Annotated in this window: 17 protein-coding genes; 10 read left to right on the top strand and 7 right to left on the bottom strand. The window is 61.5% G+C overall.

Annotated elements, in window-relative coordinates:
• Positions 1 to 241: 241 nt before the first annotated feature.
• Positions 242 to 1,060, top strand: coding sequence for a sulfatase-like hydrolase/transferase (locus tag ACG2K1_RS02870; protein ID WP_395428377.1), 819 nt, complete (start codon positions 242 to 244; stop codon positions 1,058 to 1,060).
• A gap of 458 nt (positions 1,061 to 1,518) precedes the next feature.
• Here the strand turns inward: ACG2K1_RS02870 and ACG2K1_RS02865 are convergent, their stop codons facing one another.
• Entirely contained in the window at positions 1,519 to 2,511 is a 993-nt protein-coding gene (locus ACG2K1_RS02865) for a LysR family transcriptional regulator (RefSeq protein WP_395428103.1), read from the bottom strand.
• 295 nt (positions 2,512 to 2,806) lie between these two features.
• On the opposite strand from ACG2K1_RS02865, the gene ACG2K1_RS02860 reads away from it, so the two are divergent.
• Complete coding sequence (locus ACG2K1_RS02860; protein ID WP_395428104.1) at positions 2,807 to 3,778, top strand: TIGR03571 family LLM class oxidoreductase; 972 nt, start codon at positions 2,807 to 2,809, stop codon at positions 3,776 to 3,778.
• A 139-nt stretch (positions 3,779 to 3,917) separates the two neighbouring features.
• Here the strand turns inward: ACG2K1_RS02860 and ACG2K1_RS02855 are convergent, their stop codons facing one another.
• Entirely contained in the window at positions 3,918 to 4,334 is a 417-nt protein-coding gene (locus tag ACG2K1_RS02855) for a pyruvate kinase (RefSeq protein ID WP_395428105.1), read from the bottom strand.
• Between the two features lie 53 nt (positions 4,335 to 4,387).
• Positions 4,388 to 4,747, bottom strand: a complete 360-nt coding sequence (locus tag ACG2K1_RS02850) for a helix-turn-helix domain-containing protein (protein ID WP_009427306.1) — start codon at positions 4,745 to 4,747, stop codon at positions 4,388 to 4,390.
• A gap of 205 nt (positions 4,748 to 4,952) precedes the next feature.
• Here ACG2K1_RS02850 and ACG2K1_RS02845 point away from each other — a divergent pair, with 205 nt between their 5' ends.
• A complete protein-coding gene (locus ACG2K1_RS02845; protein WP_395428107.1) occupies positions 4,953 to 6,590 on the top strand; it encodes an NAD-dependent malic enzyme in 1,638 nt (545 codons plus the stop codon).
• A 149-nt stretch (positions 6,591 to 6,739) separates the two neighbouring features.
• Here the strand turns inward: ACG2K1_RS02845 and ACG2K1_RS02840 are convergent, their stop codons facing one another.
• Positions 6,740 to 8,185 (bottom strand): subtype B tannase, encoded by a 1,446-nt coding sequence (locus ACG2K1_RS02840; RefSeq protein WP_395428109.1) that lies wholly within the window; start codon positions 8,183 to 8,185, stop codon positions 6,740 to 6,742.
• A 152-nt stretch (positions 8,186 to 8,337) separates the two neighbouring features.
• Here ACG2K1_RS02840 and ACG2K1_RS02835 point away from each other — a divergent pair, with 152 nt between their 5' ends.
• The 5 genes from ACG2K1_RS02835 to ACG2K1_RS02815 all read left to right on the top strand — a co-directional run bounded on the left by ACG2K1_RS02835 (position 8,338) and on the right by ACG2K1_RS02815 (position 13,103).
• Positions 8,338 to 9,183 (top strand): aldo/keto reductase, encoded by an 846-nt coding sequence (locus tag ACG2K1_RS02835; RefSeq protein WP_395428111.1) that lies wholly within the window; start codon positions 8,338 to 8,340, stop codon positions 9,181 to 9,183.
• Positions 9,184 to 9,225: 42 nt separating this feature from the next.
• Positions 9,226 to 10,125, top strand: a complete 900-nt coding sequence (locus ACG2K1_RS02830; RefSeq protein ID WP_009427311.1) for a bestrophin family protein — start codon at positions 9,226 to 9,228, stop codon at positions 10,123 to 10,125.
• Between the two features lie 60 nt (positions 10,126 to 10,185).
• Positions 10,186 to 10,704, top strand: coding sequence for a 2-C-methyl-D-erythritol 2,4-cyclodiphosphate synthase (gene ispF / locus ACG2K1_RS02825; RefSeq protein ID WP_009427312.1), 519 nt, complete (start codon positions 10,186 to 10,188; stop codon positions 10,702 to 10,704).
• Between the two features lie 71 nt (positions 10,705 to 10,775).
• Entirely contained in the window at positions 10,776 to 11,747 is a 972-nt protein-coding gene (locus tag ACG2K1_RS02820) for a YheT family hydrolase (protein WP_395428113.1), read from the top strand.
• Positions 11,748 to 11,807: 60 nt separating this feature from the next.
• The gene (locus tag ACG2K1_RS02815) at positions 11,808 to 13,103 is read left to right on the top strand and encodes an FAD-binding domain-containing protein (RefSeq protein WP_395428115.1); all 1,296 of its coding nucleotides are present in this window, start codon (positions 11,808 to 11,810) and stop codon (positions 13,101 to 13,103) included.
• Positions 13,104 to 13,189: 86 nt separating this feature from the next.
• Here the strand turns inward: ACG2K1_RS02815 and ACG2K1_RS02810 are convergent, their stop codons facing one another.
• The 3 genes from ACG2K1_RS02810 to ACG2K1_RS02800 form a co-directional block, all read right to left on the bottom strand.
• Positions 13,190 to 14,137 carry a cation diffusion facilitator family transporter gene (locus ACG2K1_RS02810; RefSeq protein ID WP_395428116.1) on the bottom strand — a complete coding sequence of 316 codons (948 nt, stop codon included), beginning with the start codon at positions 14,135 to 14,137 and terminating at the stop codon, positions 13,190 to 13,192.
• A 200-nt stretch (positions 14,138 to 14,337) separates the two neighbouring features.
• Positions 14,338 to 14,871: a PepSY domain-containing protein gene (locus tag ACG2K1_RS02805; RefSeq protein WP_395428118.1), complete on the bottom strand. Its 534-nt coding sequence runs from the start codon at positions 14,869 to 14,871 to the stop codon at positions 14,338 to 14,340.
• Positions 14,872 to 14,929: 58 nt separating this feature from the next.
• On the bottom strand, positions 14,930 to 15,214 hold the full coding sequence (locus ACG2K1_RS02800) for a PepSY domain-containing protein (RefSeq protein WP_009427318.1): 285 nt from the start codon (positions 15,212 to 15,214) through the stop codon (positions 14,930 to 14,932).
• A gap of 430 nt (positions 15,215 to 15,644) precedes the next feature.
• On the opposite strand from ACG2K1_RS02800, the gene ACG2K1_RS02795 reads away from it, so the two are divergent.
• Complete coding sequence (locus ACG2K1_RS02795) at positions 15,645 to 16,307, top strand: response regulator (protein ID WP_395428120.1); 663 nt, start codon at positions 15,645 to 15,647, stop codon at positions 16,305 to 16,307.
• 63 nt (positions 16,308 to 16,370) lie between these two features.
• Positions 16,371 to 17,789: an ATP-binding protein gene (locus ACG2K1_RS02790; RefSeq protein ID WP_395428122.1), complete on the top strand. Its 1,419-nt coding sequence runs from the start codon at positions 16,371 to 16,373 to the stop codon at positions 17,787 to 17,789.
• Positions 17,790 to 18,009 lie beyond the last annotated feature (220 nt).

Raw genomic sequence — 18,009 nt, 5'->3', positions numbered from 1 at the left:
TTTACACTCCGTAACAAACCCCTACCGGCCGCGCCACCAAAACATAACATGAAAAAAAGCCTGTCCGTTATCCCAGGGCGTGTTGACATTCAGCTTGCGAGACGGTTTTTTGAGTAAAAAATGCCCGAATGCAAGGAAAAAAGCGCAGCAAGGTTGGATACCTTGCGAGCATTTTTGACGCGGCAGGCGGGTATTTTTTGCCAAAAACACCGCCGCAAGGCTGATTGTCAACACACCCTAGATAGCCGAAGCCTACTCCGCCGGACTGATGACCCGCGTCGCCCTGCCCATGCTGTTTAACGCCGTGCCCCGCCCCAACGGCTTCATGCAGATATCGCGCGGCGACACCTCCCTGATGCGCCTGGCCAAAGAACAGGGCTACACCAACCACTTCCACAGCGCCCAGGCCGAAGGCGAAATGCGGATAATGAACCTGCTGGGCATGAAGTGGATCGACCGCCTCACCTACTCCGGCAGCTTCGGATTCGGCGCGGAAGAAAGCATGCCCGACAAAAACCTCGTCAAACAGCTCAAAGAAACCGACCTGTCGCAGGGCAGGCATTTCATCGTCCTCCACCAGCGGGGCTCGCATATGCCCTACGGCAAGCTGCTCGAACCGCAGGAGCAGGTATTCGGCACGGCCTCGCAAACCGACAAATACGACAACACCGTCCGCCAAACCGACACCGTCCGCGACGAAATCCTCCCACACCTGCAAAGCACGGGCGGCAGCGACTGGATTTTCATCTACACCTCCGACCACGGCCAGCTCGTCAACGACAAAGACGCCGCAGCGGGCGTCTGGTACGAAGACGTCTACACCGTGCCCCTGATGGTTTACACCCCCGACAGCACCTTACAGGAGCAGGTCAGACAAACCTTCTCCGCCTGCCGCCGCAACCACCACTACCAACTGTCCGCCTGGATGATCGGCCTGCTCGGCTACAGCTACCCCGCCGCCCCCTGCCTACCCGCCTATGTAACGGGCAATATCCTCAGCGGCGATGCCGGATATATGGAAATCGACGCAAACGGCAACCGGAAGATGATCGGCAACTGAACACCGCCTTGCGGCTTGCAAAACGCAGACAGAGGCCGTCTGAAAAAACCACATCCGCGTTTTTTTAGACGGCCTCAACCTTTCAGACGGCCTTTCAGATTTGAAAACCACGTTTTCACTCCGTTTAAGCTTTCCTTTCAGACGGCCTTTCGGGTTTCAGGCCGATTTGAGGCCGTTTCCGCCTTCGCGGGAATGACGTTTCTGAAACCTATCGGACAACGGCGTCCCCTCTCCCGCCTGTACCCCTTCGGAGCATAAACGGGTTAGGGCTAGAGTGAGATGTGCACCGCTGCGGAAATTTTTCGGGAGCGGCTGCGGCGGGAAATGCAGTTCTGCGAACTGCCACCCCCACCCCGACCCTCCCCCGCGCTTGGGGCGCAGGGGAGGGAGTCAGGTGCGCGGCGGGATTTTTGATTTCAGACGGCCTTTCGGGTTTGAAAACCACGTTTTCATTCCGTTTAAACTTCGCTTTCAGACGGCCTTTCGGATTTCAGGCCGATTTGAGGCCGTCTGAAAACCCTGTTTTGCAGGCTTTCAGACGGCCCCCCCCTTTCACTCCCGCCCTGCGGCCGGTACTCATACAAAGCCGCGCCGAGGGCTTCGACTGCGGCGCGTACGCGGGCGGGTTGTTCGCGGTTGAGGGTAACGAGGTAAATCGGGATTTTCGGCAGCGTCCATTGCGGCAGGATTTCGATTAGGCGGCCTTGGGCGAATTCGCCGTCAAACTCGGCGCGGGCGCGCACGGCGATGCCGAAGCCTTTGAGCAAAAGTTCTTTGGATAACAATCCGTTGTTGCACAGCATTCGGGCTTTGGGGGCGATGCGGACGCTGCCTTGTGCGGCATGGGTAAACACGTATTCGGCGGGCGCGGCATCTATCCATTGCTGGGCGGGCAGGTCTTGCGGCGTACGGATGGCGGGTGCGGCGGCGAGATAGTCGGGGCTGGCGCAGAGTACGCTTTCGGTTTCCAAGAGTTTGCGGGCGATGAGCTGCGGGTCGTTGAGGGCGTGTGCGCCGCCGCGTATGGCGATGTCGATTTGTTGGCGGTAGAGGTTGCTGAAGCTGTCGTCCACGTGCCATTCGACGGTGAGCGCGGGGTGTTGCGCGAGCAGGTTTTTCAGGCTGTCGGCAATCGGCAGCGCGCTTACGGAAGTGAAGCTGGCGATACGCAGTGTGCCTTCGATTTCGGTTTTCTGCTGCTCCAAAATCCGATGGGCGCGCTCTGCGCCGTGCAGCATTTGCAGGCAGGCTTGGTAAAAGGCTTCGCCGGCGTTGGTGGACGAGAGGCTGCGCGTGGTGCGGTTGAGCAGCTTGATGCCGTGCTGCTGTTCGAGCTTGGACACGGCAAGGCTGACGGTGGACACGGTCAGACCCAAGGCTTTTGCCGCCTGCTGCATGGACTGGTGTTTGATGACTTCGGCGAATATCGCCATGGCGCGGAAATCGTGCATATCGGTTTTCTCTAATGTTTTTTAAATGCCGCTATTCCTGAGCAGGCGGGAATCTTGGTTGGCATTCGGCTATTTCTGATAGAACAATCGGCCGGTTAAAGGGTAGAAAAGATTCCCGCCTGCGCGGGAATGACGGCATTTAGGAAGTTGGCTTGCTAAGCATTCAGGCCACCTGAAACCCCGATTATTTGAAACAATCAAAAAGTTTTTTCATCATTATGCGGTTTTTCTCTGCCAATAGCCAGCCTACAATGCAGCCATTCCCTTTCGGGCAACTGATTTTAAGGAGCAGCAAATGGAAAAAACCGTGCCGCAACATCTGCAAAACCATCGCGGTTTCGCCCGCGCCTTCCGCCCGGGCAGGCTCACGCTGGGCATTATTTCGCCGTTTATGGGCTACGCCGATTCGCCCTTTCCCGACATGAGCGACTTCACCGCGCTGGTGAAACAGGCCGACAACAGCGGGCTGGGTGCGCTGTGGGTGCGCGACGTGCCGTTTTACGACCCCAATTTCGGCGACGCGGGGCAAATGTACGACATCACCGCCACGCTGGGTTATCTCGCCGCGCTCACCGAACACATCACTATCGGCTCGGCGGGCTACGTTTCGCCGCTGCGCGAGCCGATACTCACCGCCAAAGAAGCCGCCTCCGTCGACCAGATGAGCGGCGGGCGTTTTGTGTTGGGTCTGGCAGGCGGCGACCGCCCCAGCGAATACCCCGCCTTTGCCAAAGAGTTTGACAACCGCGCCGAGCGTTTCCAAGAAAACTGGCAAACCATCCGCCGCCTCACCGAGCAGAGCTTCCCGCGCTTCGACACCGCACACGGCGGCCGCTTTTACGGCAATTTGGATTTAACCCCCAAGCCGACCCAATCGCGCCTGCCGATGATGACCGTCGGCCGCGCGCGGCAGGATTTGCGCTGGATTGCCAACGAATCCGACGGCTGGCTGTGGTATTCCGCCGACCTGCTGCACCTGAAAAAACTCTTGGCGGAACTCGATGCGTTGAACGAAAGCGGCATCTGGCGGCCGTTTGGCACGTGCAACTTCGTCGAGCTTTTGGAAGACGCAGACGCGCCGCTGCAAGTGTTCAACGGCATCTACCTGCGCGGTGGTCATAAAGCCATTGCCGACTTTTACGCGCAGCAGCAGGAAATCGGCGTCTCGCACATCGTCGCCAATCTCAAACCCACCCGCCGCCCGCCGCTGGAAACCATGCAGGACTTTTTGGAAAACATCGTGTCGCAGTTTGATGCGGGCAAATAAAACTGAAGGCCGTCTGAAAACCCCAAACAGGGTTTTCAGACGGCCTTTTTGATTTTTCAGACGGCCTCCCGCCCTTCCCGCGTTGATGCCTGTGCAGACACGGATAACGCCGCTTCGGCAGATTGGCGGAGCAACGCTTTCAGGCTGCCTGTACGCGGTGATGCCAGTCGCGGATGATTTGGCTCGTGGCGGTTTGCATATCGGCGCAGCGCACCAGCGTGCCGCGGTTGTGCGGGATGCGCGCGCTGCCGTCTGCCCAATCGAGAACGCGTACGGGGCGGCGGTGCGCCATCCAGCGGCTGTGCGGGTCGGGATCGTCGGCGGGGGCGGCGGTGTAGGCGTCGCCCGCCACTTCCACCAGCGCCACCAGTTGCCCGCCGCGTTTGACGGCAACAATATCGCCTGCCTGCATGGTTTCGCGAAACGCGCGGATTGCCGCCGCGCCCTGCGGCCACTCGCCCAGGCCGATAATGCCGCGCTGCAGAATGCCCGCCAGATGCGGCGCAAACTCAGCGGCTTGGCCGCTTGGGTGGATTTGCATATGCCAGTAGTTCATGGTTTTCCTTTCGCTTGGAGCAGCCTGAAAAGGGGTTTCAGACGGCCTCTGTTTCAAACCGCCTGCACTGCGCCGCGTTTCAGACGGCTGCCGAACTGTTCGAGAAAATGCAGCATCAGCTGGCGGTCGGCTTCGGCCAGATCAGAAATCAGCAGGTGGATTTTATGGGTTTTGTCAAACAGGCGCGGGCTGCCTTCGGCCAGCAGGTCGGCTGCGGTGCATTGGAAGATTTCGGCCAGTTCGAGCAGACGCATGACGTTGGGCATAATCAGGCCGCGTTCCATACGCGAGACGGCTTCATTGCCGATTTGCAGGATTTCGGCCACCTGCTCCTGAGTGAGGCCGCTTTCCTGACGGTATTTGGCAATGGCTTTGCCGATGCGTTTGTTGATTTCGCTGTGGTTCAGGTTCATTTTTGCATCCGATTGATCTTTAAAAGTTGGATATTCGCCTTTTCAAAACGAATATTTAAGGACTTTTAAATATGGTAAAACAACCTTTAGATACGGATAACCTGTGTACAATCCGCCGCGCGGCCAAAGAAGCGTTTCCGAAAGCCGTTGAAGCGGCAGCGGCTTTCAGGCTGCCTTTGTTCCCATCCTGTTCAGGAGACACGCTATGAGCAACACCCCCGCAATCATGCAGAACCCCTTAACCAACAAGGGTACCGCCTTTACACTGGAAGAGCGCGAACGCTACGGCCTCACCGGCCGCCTGCCCGCCGCCGTGGAAACCCTCGACCAGCAGGCTGCGCGCGCCTACCGCCAGTTTTCGTCTTACGAAAAAGACATGGAAAAATATATCTTTCTCGACCAGCTTCACAACCGCAACGAAATCCTCTACTACCGCCTGCTCACCGACCATCTGGCCGAAATGCTGCCGATTGTGTACGACCCCACCGTCGGCGAAGCCATCAAAAAATGGAGCCGCGACTACCGCCGTTCGCGCGCCGTCTATCTCAACATCAACCGCCCCGAAGCCGTCCGCGCCTCGTTTGAAACTTTGGGGCTGGGCGCAGACGACGTTGATCTGATTGTGGTTTCCGATGCGGAAGAAATCCTCGGCATCGGCGACTGGGGCGTGAACGGCACCGACATTTCCATCGGCAAACTCGCCGTTTACACCGCCGCCGCGGGCATCGACCCCGCCCGCGCCATCGCCGTCAACCTCGACGTCGGCACCGACAACGAAATCCTGCTGAACGACCCTGCCTATCTCGGCAACCGCCACGCCCGCGTGCGCGGCGAACGCTACGACGCACTCATCAAAACCTATCTGCAAACCGCATCCGAACTCTTCCCCAACGCGCTTTTGCACTTTGAAGACTTCGGCCCGTCCAACGCCCGCCGCATCCTCGTGGAAAACCGCGACCGCTACCGTATCTTCAACGACGACATGCAGGGCACCGGCGCGATTGTGATGGCCGCCGTATTCTCCGGCCTGAAAGTTACCAAGCAAACCTTTGCCGAACAACGACTTGTCGTGTACGGCGCAGGCACGGCCGGTACCGGCATGGCCGACCAGATCAGCGCGGCGATGGAGCGCGACGGCCTCTCGCGAGAAGAAGCCAAAAAACGCGTCTGGCTCATCGACATCAACGGCCTGGTTACCGACGACATGCCCGATCTGCCCGACTACCAGCGGGAATACGCCCGCTCCGCTGCCGAAGCGGCGGACTGGGCGCGCAAAGACGGCAAAATCGGCCTGCTCGAAGTGGTGAAACAGGTCAAGCCCACCATCCTTATCGGCACCTCCACCGACCACGGCGCGTTTACCGAAGAAGTGGTCAAAGCCCTCGCCGCAGGCGTGGAACGCCCGATTTTGCTCCCCCTGTCCAACCCCACCGAAAAAATCGAAGTCATGCCCGCCGACGCGGTTGAATGGACGGACGGCAAGGCTTTGATTTCCGTCGGCATCCCCGTGCCGCCCGTACCCTATAAAGGCACGGACTACCACATCGGCCAGGCCAACAACGCCATGCTCTACCCCGGCCTCGGACTGGGCGTGATCGTTTCCGGCGCGAAACAGGTAACCGACGGCATGCTGCTGGCCGCCGCCGAAGCCGTCGCCTCGCAGGTCAATCCGCAGGATTTGGGCGCGTCGCTGCTGCCCCCTGTGGACAACCTGCGCGCCTCCTCCGCCACCGTCGCAGTCGCCGTCGCCAAACAGGCCGCCAAAGACGGCGTAGCGGCGAAGCAGCCTGAAAACTGGGTGCAGGCCGTGCAGGATGCGATGTGGCAGCCGGTTTACAGATAAGGTTTCAGGCTGCCGTTTGACAACATAGCAAGATTGGCAAGGCAGCCCGAAAATACAAAAAGGCCGTCTGAAAACCCAAAACACGGGTTTTCAGACGGCCTTTCGTTTGCCGCGCGGTTTTTCAGGCTGCCTTTACCTTTCAGACGGCCCTACTTCCCTTTGGCAATCCCGTCTATCCAGTCAAACAGCTCGTCCAAATCGTAATCGCCGCTGTGCGGCACGTCCCACGGCAGGGCGTAATCGACGGATTTGCCGCTGTTTTGCAGTTTGGCGGCGAGTATCGCGCTGACGGCGAGCGAGGTGTCGCGATCGTTGGTGCCGACGCGGATGCGCCAGTGCTGCGTGGGCGTGTGGGCGATGTAGGGCATGGGGCTCATCATTTTGACGGTTTGCGCGTCGGCCTTGCCCGCGCCTTTGACGGTGCTGTGTTGCGCGGCAAAGGCGGTGAAGTGGCGCTTGTCTTGGGTTTGGCTGCCGAAGAGCTGGTTTTCGCCGGTGGACAAATCCACGCCGTCAAAGGCGGGCGGGGTTTTCTGGTGGCCGGCTGCGGCGGCGTATTTATCGAAATCGACGGCGGTAACTTTGCCGCCGGACACGGTGAGCCAGTTGCGATCGGACAGGTCTTTGCCTGCGTCCAGCGCGCTTTGCGCGGACTGGGCGAGCAGCGCGGCGATGTGGTCTTTGAAACTGCCGTTGCCGTTTTTGTCCAGCGTGAGCGGCTTGCCCTGCGCGTTTTTGAGTTTCAGGCTGTTGAGATAGGGGGCGAACTGGGGTTTCAGGCTGTCTGAAAGCTGTTTTTCGGCTTCGGTGAGCGTGCCTTTGACCAATTTGCGCTCGACGTTGTAATCGAGCATGGTGATGTTCATTTTCTGGTAGTCGTTCACGCCGTGAAACTGCCATTCGTAGGCGGCATCGGCATGATCGAGTATGGAAATCGGGCAGTAGGCGGACACGGCGAAGATGCTGTCGTCGGCTTCGGCGGCGCCGAGTTTTTTCAGACGGCCTGCGTAGTCGCGCTGGTTGGCGGACGCGCCGAGCAATACCGACAAGGCGCCGCCGGCGCTGGTGCCGTTGGAAATGATTTTGCGCGCGTCGCCCGCCATGATTTTGTCGTTGGCTTTCAGGTAGCGCACGGCGGCTTTCAAATCGACGATGGCGGCGGGCGCTTTGCCGGTGGGCGAAGTGCGGCCGCGTGCGCCGGGGCTGGCGACAACGAGTCCGCGCGACAGGGCAACTTGCATCGCGTCTGCGCCTTTGTCTTCGCCGCCGCGCCCTTTCTGGCCGGGAGTGCCTGCTTTGGCGGGCATATAGCCGCCGATTTTGTTGGGCAGGAAAATCGGCGCGGTGTCGGCGGTGTAGCCGTTGATGCTGCCGCCGTGGAAATAGGCTTCGGGGATGTAGATGTTGATGGTCTGGTAGTCGGCTTCGACGGGGTTTTTCACGTAGGGGATGTTTTCAAAGGCGCGGTATTGCACGGTTTGGCCGTTGATTTCGGCGCTGCGGCTGGTGTGCGGCTGCTTGGCAAAATCCAAATCGGCGGCGTTTGCGCCTGCGGCGGCTAGGGCGGCGGCAAGGGCGAGGGTTTTCAATGACATGGGCAGCTCTCCGGTTGGAAGGTTGGGCGGGCAGCTTAGGCGCGGCGGGCGGGATTGTCAAAGGCTTCTTTTCAGACGGCCTCTGTCTGATTGGGCTGCCTTTGCGGTAAGATTGGCCGTCTGAAACTTCTGTTTACCCGCAAGGAATCCTTATGCATACCCTCACCCTCAACAACGGCGTAAAAATCCCGCTGCTCGGCTTCGGCGTGTACCAAATCCCGCCGCAAGACACGGAACAGGCCGTTATCCATGCCGTCGAAGCGGGCTACCGCCATATCGACACCGCGCAGGCCTATCTGAACGAAAGCGAAGTCGGCCGCGGCATCGCGCATTGCGGCGTGGCGCGGGAAGACTTGTTCGTCACCACCAAAATCTGGGTGGAAAACGCGGGCGAAGCCGCCGCCGAAGCCTCGCTGCACCGCTCCTTAGGCCGTCTGAACCTCGACTACATCGACATGGTGCTGGTGCACCAGCCCTACGGAGACTACTACGGCACCTGGCGCACGCTGGAAAAATGGCAGGCCGAAGGGAAAATCCGCGCCATCGGCGTGAGCAACTTCGCGCCCGAACGCGCCGTGGATTTGGGCGTATTCAACCGCGTGATGCCGCAGGCAGACCAAATCGAAGTCAACCCCTTCCACCAGCGGCTGCGCGAAGCCGCCGAATTGCAGGCCGAAGGCATCGCCGTGCAGGCGTGGGCGCCGTTTGCCGAAGGACAACACGGCATTTTCCAAAACCCAGCGCTCTGTGCCATCGGCGCGAAACACGGCAAATCGGCGGCGCAGGTCATCATCCGCTGGCTGGTGGAACGCAATATCGTGGTGCTGGCCAAATCCGCCCGCCGCGAGCGCATGGCGGAAAACCTCGACGTGTTCGACTTCGCGCTCGACGATGAAGACAAAGCCGCCATCGCCGCGCTCGAATCCGGCCGCAGCCTCTTTACCCGCGAGCCGGTAGAACGCGTGAAATGGGCGCACGGACTGGCTTTTAACATATAACGAACAGGAAAAAGGCCGTCTGAAACCGCCCTTCCACCCGCCATGATTATCCGCAACAAAACCCCTTTTTCACTGCTTTTCTCGTGGCACGGCACCATCCTGCCGCGCGTGCTGATGCCGATACTGTTTCTGAGCGCCGCCTCGGTGCTGCTGGGCATGGTCGCGCACTACAAATGGTTCGACATTCCCACGCCGCCCCTGGTAGGCTTTACCGTATTCGGCGTGATTCTTTCCATCTCGCTGGGCTTTCGCAACAACGCAAGCTACGAACGCTGGTGGGAAGGGCGCAAACTGTGGGGCGTGCTGATTGCGGCGCAGCGCCACCTGGTACGCGAAAGCGGCGTGCTCGACGACGACACCCGCAGCCGCCTGCTCCGCCGCGTCATCCTGTTCGCCCGCCTGCTGCGCGACCGGCTGCGGCAGGAAACCGCCGCCCACGAAGACCTGAGCCAATACGGAACGCTCGACGCACAAAGCCTGATCCGCCACATCAATCCGCCACAATTCGTCTTGGAAACCATGCAGCGCGATTTGATACGGGCGCTGCGCGAAGGACAAATCGACAGCATCGTCTACACCTCGCTATCCGCCCACCTCGCCGAGCTGGGCAACGTGCAGGCCGGATGCGACCGCATCGCCGGCACACCGCTGCCGTTTTCCTATTCCGTGCTGCTGCACCGCGCGATTTACGGCTTCTGCTTCATGCTGCCCTTCGGCATCGAAAACATCTTGGGCGTATGGACGCCCGTGATGGTAGCCTGGCTGGCCTACCTGTTTCTCGGCCTCGACGCACTGGGCGGCGAACTGGAAGAACCCTTCGGCACACAGGCCAACGACCTGCCGCTGGACGCCATCGTGCTGCTGGTCGAACGCGAAATCCTGGCCGCGCTCGGACAACCGATGCCCGACGCGCCCCGCGCCGACAAATTCAAACTGCAATAAACCCGAAGAGGCCGTCTGAAACCCTTTCAAACGGCCTCCCACCCAAAAAGGAATACCGACATGAACCTGCGTATCGGCCAAGGCTACGACGTACACCAGCTCGTCCCCGGCCGCCCCCTCATTCTCGGCGGCGTCGCCATCCCCTTCGACAAAGGCCTGCTCGGCCACTCCGACGCCGACGCCCTCCTGCACGCCCTCACCGACGCCCTGCTCGGCGCGGCGGGGCTGGGCGACATCGGCAGCCACTTCCCCGACACCGCTGCCGAATTCAAAAACGCCGACAGCCGCGTCCTCCTGCGTGCCGCCTACCAAAGCGTGCGGGAAGCGGGCTGGCGCGTCGTCAACGCCGACACCACCGTCATCGCCCAGCAGCCCAAACTCGCCCCCCACATCCCTGCCATGCGCGCCAACATCGCCGCCGACCTCGGCCTGCCCGAAAGCTGCGTCAACATCAAAGGCAAAACCAACGAAAAACTCGGCTACCTCGGCCGCACCGAAGCCATCGAAGCCCAAGCCGCCGTCCTCCTCGCCCCGCGCGACAACGCCTTCACACCCCCTCCCGCCGTTCAGACGGCCTGAACCGCCCGAAAGTCCAAAGGCCGTCTGAAAACCGCAAACACGCTTTCAGACGGCCTCCCGCCCTTCCCGACATGACCTCGAACCAAAACAAACTTCCCGACCTGCCGCCTTTTTGCAGCCCCCGCTGGCTCGTCGGCGGCCACCTGCAAAGCATCTACGCCAAGCTGCGGCAAAGCCCGCCGCCCGCCTACCGCCGCGAACTCCTGCCCGACAGCTACGGCGAAGACCTGACCGCCTACGATTTCGTCGACGCGGCCAACCCCGACGCGCCGCTGGTCGTCCTTTTCCACGGCCTCGAAGGCAGCAGCCGCAGCCACTACGCCGTCGAACTCATGCACGCCGTGCAATCGCGCGGCTGGCACGGCGTCGTCGCCCATTTCAGAAGCTGCGGCGGCCATCCCGCCCAACGCAAATACCACAGCGGCGACACCCGCGAAATTGCCCACATGCTCGGCCTGCTCGCCGAGCGCTACCGCGAAATCTACGCCGCAGGCGTGTCCCTCGGCGGCAACGCGCTGGCCAAATACCTCGGCGAACAAGGCCGTCTGAACGCGCCCGCCGTGCCGCGTGCCGCCGCCGTCCTCTCCGCCCCCGTCAACCTCGCCGCCTCGGGCGCCGCCCTCGAGAGCGGCCTGCCGCGCCTCATCTACACCCGCTATTTCCTTAGCAGCCTGCTGGCGAAAATGCCGCCCGTGCCGCAGAAAATCCGCACCCTCGGCGATTTCGACAACGCCTACACCGCGCCCATACACGGCTTCGCCGACAAAGACGACTACTACCGCCAAGCCGCCGCCCTGCCCTACCTGCGCGACATCGCCGTGCCCACCCTGCTCGTCAACGCCAAAAACGACCCCTTCCTGCCCGCGCGTTTTTTGCCCGCCGAACACGACGTTTCCCCGCAGGTGCGCCTGCTGCAACCCGAACACGGCGGCCATGCGGGCTTTGTCTCCGGCGGCGGCCTCGGCCATCTGCGCTGGCTGCCCGAAACCGTGCTGCGCTTTTTCGGCCAAGTCCGCCGCACCAACGGCAAAGAGGCCGTCTGAACACGCGCCGACCGCCGCAACCCGCCCCTGCAACCTTTTCCTTTTTTCAGACGGCCTCCCATGCCCGCACCCACCCTTATCCTGCTCCACTTCACCCGCAACCTGCGCCTTGCCGCCAACCCCGCCCTGAACGCGGCGCTGCGCTTTGGCCTGCCCGTGGCGGGCGTGTTCGTCTGGCCGCAGCACGCCAACCCGCGCCAGCAGACCTTTCTGCGGCAAACGCTGGCCGAACTTTCAGACGGCCTCACCGCACACGGCATCCCGCTGCACGTTTTGCACGGCAGCGCCGCAGACGCCCTAAACGGCCTGATGGCGCGGCATCCTTCCGCCCGCCTCGTCACAGCGCAGGCCGTGCGCCTCGCGGGCAGCGAAGCCGCAAACCGCGTGCTGCGCGTGCAGGAAGAAATCCTCGCCGTGCCCGTCATGCGCCACGGCGCCGATGCCGCGCCGCCGCCCGATTTTTCCGTGTTCCGTCAGGCATGGCTGCGGCAGGCGCAGGCCGACGACGGCGCAGACGGCGAACCCGATTGGGCGGCGGCAGAGCGCATACAGCGCGGCCTGCCCGAAGAGCTGCGCGACGTGCCGCCGCTGCCCGACGCCCCCGACACGCCGCTGTTGCAGCAGGGCGGCGAAGCGGCGGCGCAGGCGGCCTGGCACGCGTTCGTTCCCAAACTGGCGCTCTACCCCCTGCTCAAAGACCTGCCCGCGCAAAAAGGCACGTCGCAGCTCTCCGCCGCCCTGCGCTTCGGCCTCCTACCCGTGCGCGCCCTCGCCCGCGAAGCCTTGCGCCAAGACGCGCCGCAATGGCTCGAAGGTCTGGTCTACGCCGACTACTGCCGCCGCAAAATGCCGTTTTCAGACGGCCTGTGGACTTGGGAAAACGGCAGCCTGCGCGAAATCCTGCCGAGTGCGCCGCCGCCCGAAACACCCGCCGCCGACACCGCCCGCAGCGAAGCCCTGAGCCGCTGGCAGCGCGGCGAAACGGGCGTGCCGCTTGTCGACGCCGCCATGCGCTCGCTCGTGCGCAGCGGCTGGCTGCACCCGCGCCTGCGCCTGCTGTGCGCCGCCTTCCCCGCCGCCCTGCCCGATATGCCCGCTGCGGCGGCAGAACGCTTTTTCGCCGACACCCTCGCCGACTACGACCCCGCCCTCTGCCGCGCCGGCTGTCAGGAAGCGGCGGGAGGCCGTCTGAAAAACCCCTTCGTCCAATCGCAGCACCTCGACCCCGACGGCCGCTTCATCCGCAGCCACCTGCCCGAACTGGCGCACCTGGACAACAGCCTGATCCACGCGCCGCACCGCGCAGGCAGCGGCATCGAGCGCAACGGCTACCCCGCGCCGATGGCGGATTTCTGAGCACGCGGCGTCGAAAAAAAAGGCCGTCTGAAAACCCGTAAAAGCGGGTTTCAGACGGCCTTTTGCCGTTTGCGTGACGGGTGCGGCTAATGATGGCGGCCGTGTCCGTCGTCGGCGTCTTCGGTTTGGCAGTAGAGATGGTCGCCGTGGGTGTGGTCTTGCGCGTCGGTTTGCAGGGTGATGTGGCCGATGCCTTTGCCGCGCGCCAGTTCTTCCACGGTGCGGACGACGGCTTGGGCTTCGCGCACGGTGAGCGCGCCGTCGAGTACGAGGTGGGCGGAGAGCAGGTGGCGGCTGCTGGTGAGTGTCCAGATGTGCAGGTCGTGCACGCCCAGCACCTGCGGCACGGTGCGGATTTCGGCAACCAGCGCGGCCTGGTCGATATGCGGCGGCGCGCCCTGCATCAGGATGTGCAGGGTGTGGCGCAGCACGGAAGCGCCGCTGTTGGCGATAAGCAGGGCGATGAGCACGCTGATAACGGGGTCGGCCCAGCGCCAGTCGAAAAACATCAGCAGCAGGGCGGCGGCCACGGCGCCCAGCGAGCCGAGCAGGTCGCCCAAAACGTGCAGGTAGGCGCTTTTCATGTTGATGTTTTCGTGCACGTCGCCGCGGCTGTGCATATAGCGGGCGACGAAGAGGTTGACGGCCAGTCCGACGGCGCCCACCGCCAGCATGCCCGCGCCGGCGACGGCGGGCGGGTTGTCCAGCCGTTCGACGGCTTCGATAACGACGAACACGGCAATCGCCAGCAGGGTGAGGCAGTTGAACAGGGCAAAGAGGATTTCGGCGCGTTTGTAGCCGAAGGTCTGGCTGCTGTTCACTGCTTTTTCGCCGAGTTTGAAGGCCAGAAGCGACAGGCCGACGGAGAGGGCGTCGGAGAGCATATGTCCCGCGTCGGAGAGCAGCGCCAGCGAGCCGGTGGCGAGGCCGCCGGCGATTTCCACCAGCATATAGCCCGCGATGATGAAGAAGGACACGGCCAGCACTTTTTTGTTGGCGGTGTGGGCATGGTCGTGATGATGGCCGGCGCTCATGTTCTGCTCCTTATTCCTTATGTGGGAAACGGGGCGGATTGTAGCCGAAAGGAGGCGGGACGGGGTTTTCAGACGGCCTAGAACGGGATGAGGCCGCTCCCGCCTTCGCGCAAATGACGTTTCTGAAACACGGGAAAGGCCGTCTGAAAATGATTCAGACGGCCTGATTATCAGCAGACCCTAGGGGCAAACGGAATGCCTTAGAAATCCAGATGCGAGGAGAGAACCTGTCCGTCGGCGGCGTTCACGCGCACTTCGTATTTGCGCATGTCTTTGACGGTTTCCACTTTGTAAACGGGCAGATCGCGTTTGTATTTCAGCTCCGCGTCTTTGGCGCGGCCGCCGGTTTTCGCTTCGGCGGCGGCAATCGCCTGTTTCAGCGAAATGCCGGTCTGCGGCACGGGGCGGCGCGGCTTGCTGTCGTAGTCGGGGCGGCTGTCGAGGATGCTGCCGTTGTTGGCGTCGACGAACACTTCGGTTTGCTCGCTGCCGTCCATGATTTCCACTTTGTAATAGCTTTGGCCGTGTTTGTGGCGGAAGTCGACGTCGACAGCCTGTCCTTTGGCTTTGGCCAGCGCGTAATCAATGGCTTGGGCGGCGCTGATTTTGCTTTGGACGAGGGCGGCGTGTTTGCTGCCGGGAACCATGCCTGCGGCGTAGGCGCCCGCACCTGCGGTGCTCAGGACGGCGGCGGTGACGAGGGCGGCGATGATGCTTTTTTTGTTGGCTTTCATAAGGTTTCTTTCTTTGGTATCTGAATGATGGTTAACAGGATAATCGGAAAACGGAAAATCAATAGTCGATGCGCTCTTTGATGATTCTCAGGTCGGGATAGGAGAGCACGATGTCGTATTTGCGGCCGTTTTTATAGGCGTCGATGTCCAAAACGGGTTTGCCGCGGCGGTCGTCGGCTTCGACTTCTTGAACCTGATAGCCGCGTTTTTCCAGCATTTTCACTGCTTTGGCGCGGTTTTGCTCAAAATTCCTGTCGCTGTAAATCTGACGCTCGATGTGGTCGTCGGCAAAAGAAGCGGCGGCGGTGAGGGCGATCAGGGCGGTGAAGAGGGATTTTTTCATGTCGGATTCCTTTTTTCGGTTTGAGGTAAATGGGGCGGGATGTTTTTCTGCTACCATCCCTTTCGATGGAGCGCATTAAACCAAAGCAAGATTAAGCGAATCTTAAGAAGGCATTTTGACGCAGATTTTTATTCAATCCATTGTTTTTACAGAAAACAAATTTGACCCCCGTTTGGCCTTCGTGTTTTGTTTATAGTGAGTCAAAATAAAAAAGATACAAGGCAGCAAGCCGCAGACGGTACAAGTAGTACGGGACAGGTTTTCTTGGCATTTTTAATGCCGTAGAAAACCGCCCTCTTTGAGCTAAGGCGCAGCAACGCCGTAGATTTTTTATTTTGGCTCACTATTAAGCTTCCCTTAATCAAACCGTGCTTTAATACCGGCCGTCTGAACGCCTTTCAGACGGCCTCTCACTCATACGGAATCTCCCATGCGCATACTGTTGATAGAAGACGACCCCCACATCGGCGACGGCATCGCCGCCGGTTTGAAAAAGCTCGGCATGGCCGCCGACTGGTTTTCAGACGGCCTCCAAGGGCGCGATGCCGCCGCCCTCGCGCCTTACGATGCCGCCGTGCTCGACCTCGGCCTGCCGGGTATGGACGGCATGGAAGTCTTGCGTGCGTGGCGGCAAAGCGGCCTGAGCTTTCCCGTGTTAATCCTCACCGCCCGCGACGCGCTGCCCGACCGCCTCGCCGGTTTGGACGGCGGCGCGGACGATTATTTGTGCAAACCCTTCGCCCTCGAAGAACTCGCCGCGCGGCTCAACGCCCTCGTGCGCCGCAGCCGGGGACGCAGCGACAGCGGCCTGACCTTCGGCCGTCTGAAACTCGACACCGCCGCGCAAACGGCCACGCTCGGTGGAGAGCCGCTTGATCTGACCGCCCGCGAATGGCGTCTGCTCGAAATGCTGGTGTCCAAGCCCAAACACATCGTCAGCCGCGCCCAAATCGAAGACCGCCTCTACGGCTGGGAGCAGGAAGTCGAAAGCAACGCCGTGGAAGTGCACATCCACCACCTGCGCAAAAAAATCGGCGCCTCCGTTATCCAAACCAAACGCGGACTGGGCTACTGCCTCGGCGAAGCGCCTTAGGCCGTCTGAAAAGGCCGTCTGAAAGCCTCCGCACATCCGCCAACCCAAACCGCCCGAACAGCCATGCCCCTTTTCAAAACCCTGCCGCCCGAAACCGCCATCCGCACCCGCCTGTTCTACTATCTGGCGGGCGGCCTGTTTGCCGTCTGGCTCGTCACCAACGCCGTTTCCCTCACCCTCGCCCTGAACGAGCTCAACGAATCGGCCGACAGCCAGATGAGCGAACTCGCCCGCGCCCTGCCCTATATCGACATCGAAGACGACGAACACGACGACGATGCCGACGATGAAGACGAAGACGACGCCGAAGGCCAAGCCGACTGGGAAACCATCCTCCTGCCCAAAATCAAACACAGCTTTGAAGAAGCTCGGCGCGGCAGTGCCAAAGACAAACACAACGGCATCGCCATCTGGGACAAACGCGGCCGCCTGCTTTTGGCCGACGAAAAAGGCCGCCGCATCCCCTTCAGCGACACCCCCGGCTTCACCGACACCGCCCCCGTCTGGCGCGACGACAGCTGGCGCGTCGTCTACTACCGCAACGACGCCACCGGCCTCACCGCCGCCGTCGCCCAACGCTGGCACGAACGCCTCGAAATGCTCTGGCACATCGTCTGGGTGCAGCTTGCCGCCTCCCTGTTCGTCCTGCCCCTGCTCGCCATCCTCCTGCATCTGGCCGTCAAACGCAGCATCCGCCCGCTCGATCTGCTGGCGCGCGAACTCTCCGAACGCCGCGCCGACAACCTCACCCCCGTTACCCGCGCCGTACCCAAAGAAACCCAAGCTGTCGTCAACGCCCTCAACCGCCTGCTCGAGCGCGTTCAGACGGCCTCCGAGCGCGAAAAACGCTTCACCGCCGACGCCGCACACGAACTGCGCAGCCCCCTGTCCGCCCTCAAAGTGCAAACCGACGTCCTCGCCCTCAGCAGCCCCGACGAACAGCCGCACCACCTGCACCAAATCCGCCAAAGCCTCGAACGCGCCGAACACCTCATCAACCAGCTCCTCACCCTCGCCCGCCTCGATCCCGAAAGCGGCCTCACCCGGCGCGAAAACATCGACTGGGAAACCCTCAGCGGCCAAGTGTTGCAACAGGCCAACCCCGCCGCCCGCGAAAAACGCATCCGCCTCAAACGCGACTTTGCCGGCCGCCCCCTGCCGATACAGGGCGACCCCGTTTTACTGCAACTCATGTTACGCAACCTCATCGACAACGCCGTGCGCCACTCGCCCGAAGAGAGCGAAGTCGGCCTGTACTTCTACCCCGACCGCATCGAAATCCGCGACCACGGAGCAGGCATCGCCGCCGAACACCTGCCGCGCATCAAAGAACGCTTCTACCGCCCCGCCGGACAAAACGAGCAAGGCAGCGGCCTCGGCCTCTCCATCGTCGAACAAATCGCCGCCCTGCACGGCCTGACCCTGCGTTTGGAAAACCGCCGCGAAGGCGGCCTGAGCGCGTGGATAGAACAGGCCGTCTGAACGCCCTGTTTCAGACAGCCTCAAAGAAACAGCCGCAGGTCGGATACTTGTATCCGACATTTTCAGGCCATCCGCCTGCGTAGGGATAACGTTTCTAAAACCGTCATTTCCTCCGCGCACCTTACCCCCTCTCCTGCGCCTAAGCGCGGGGGAGGGTCGGGGTGGGGTGGCAGTTCGCAGAACTGTATTTTTCACCGCCCGCAAAGATTTCCGCAGCAGC

Source organism: Neisseria sp. 23W00296 (assembly GCF_044772855.1).
In the GTDB taxonomy this organism is placed as follows: Bacteria; Pseudomonadota; Gammaproteobacteria; order Burkholderiales; family Neisseriaceae; genus Neisseria.
This window is presented reverse-complemented; position numbering and strand designations above follow the sequence as displayed.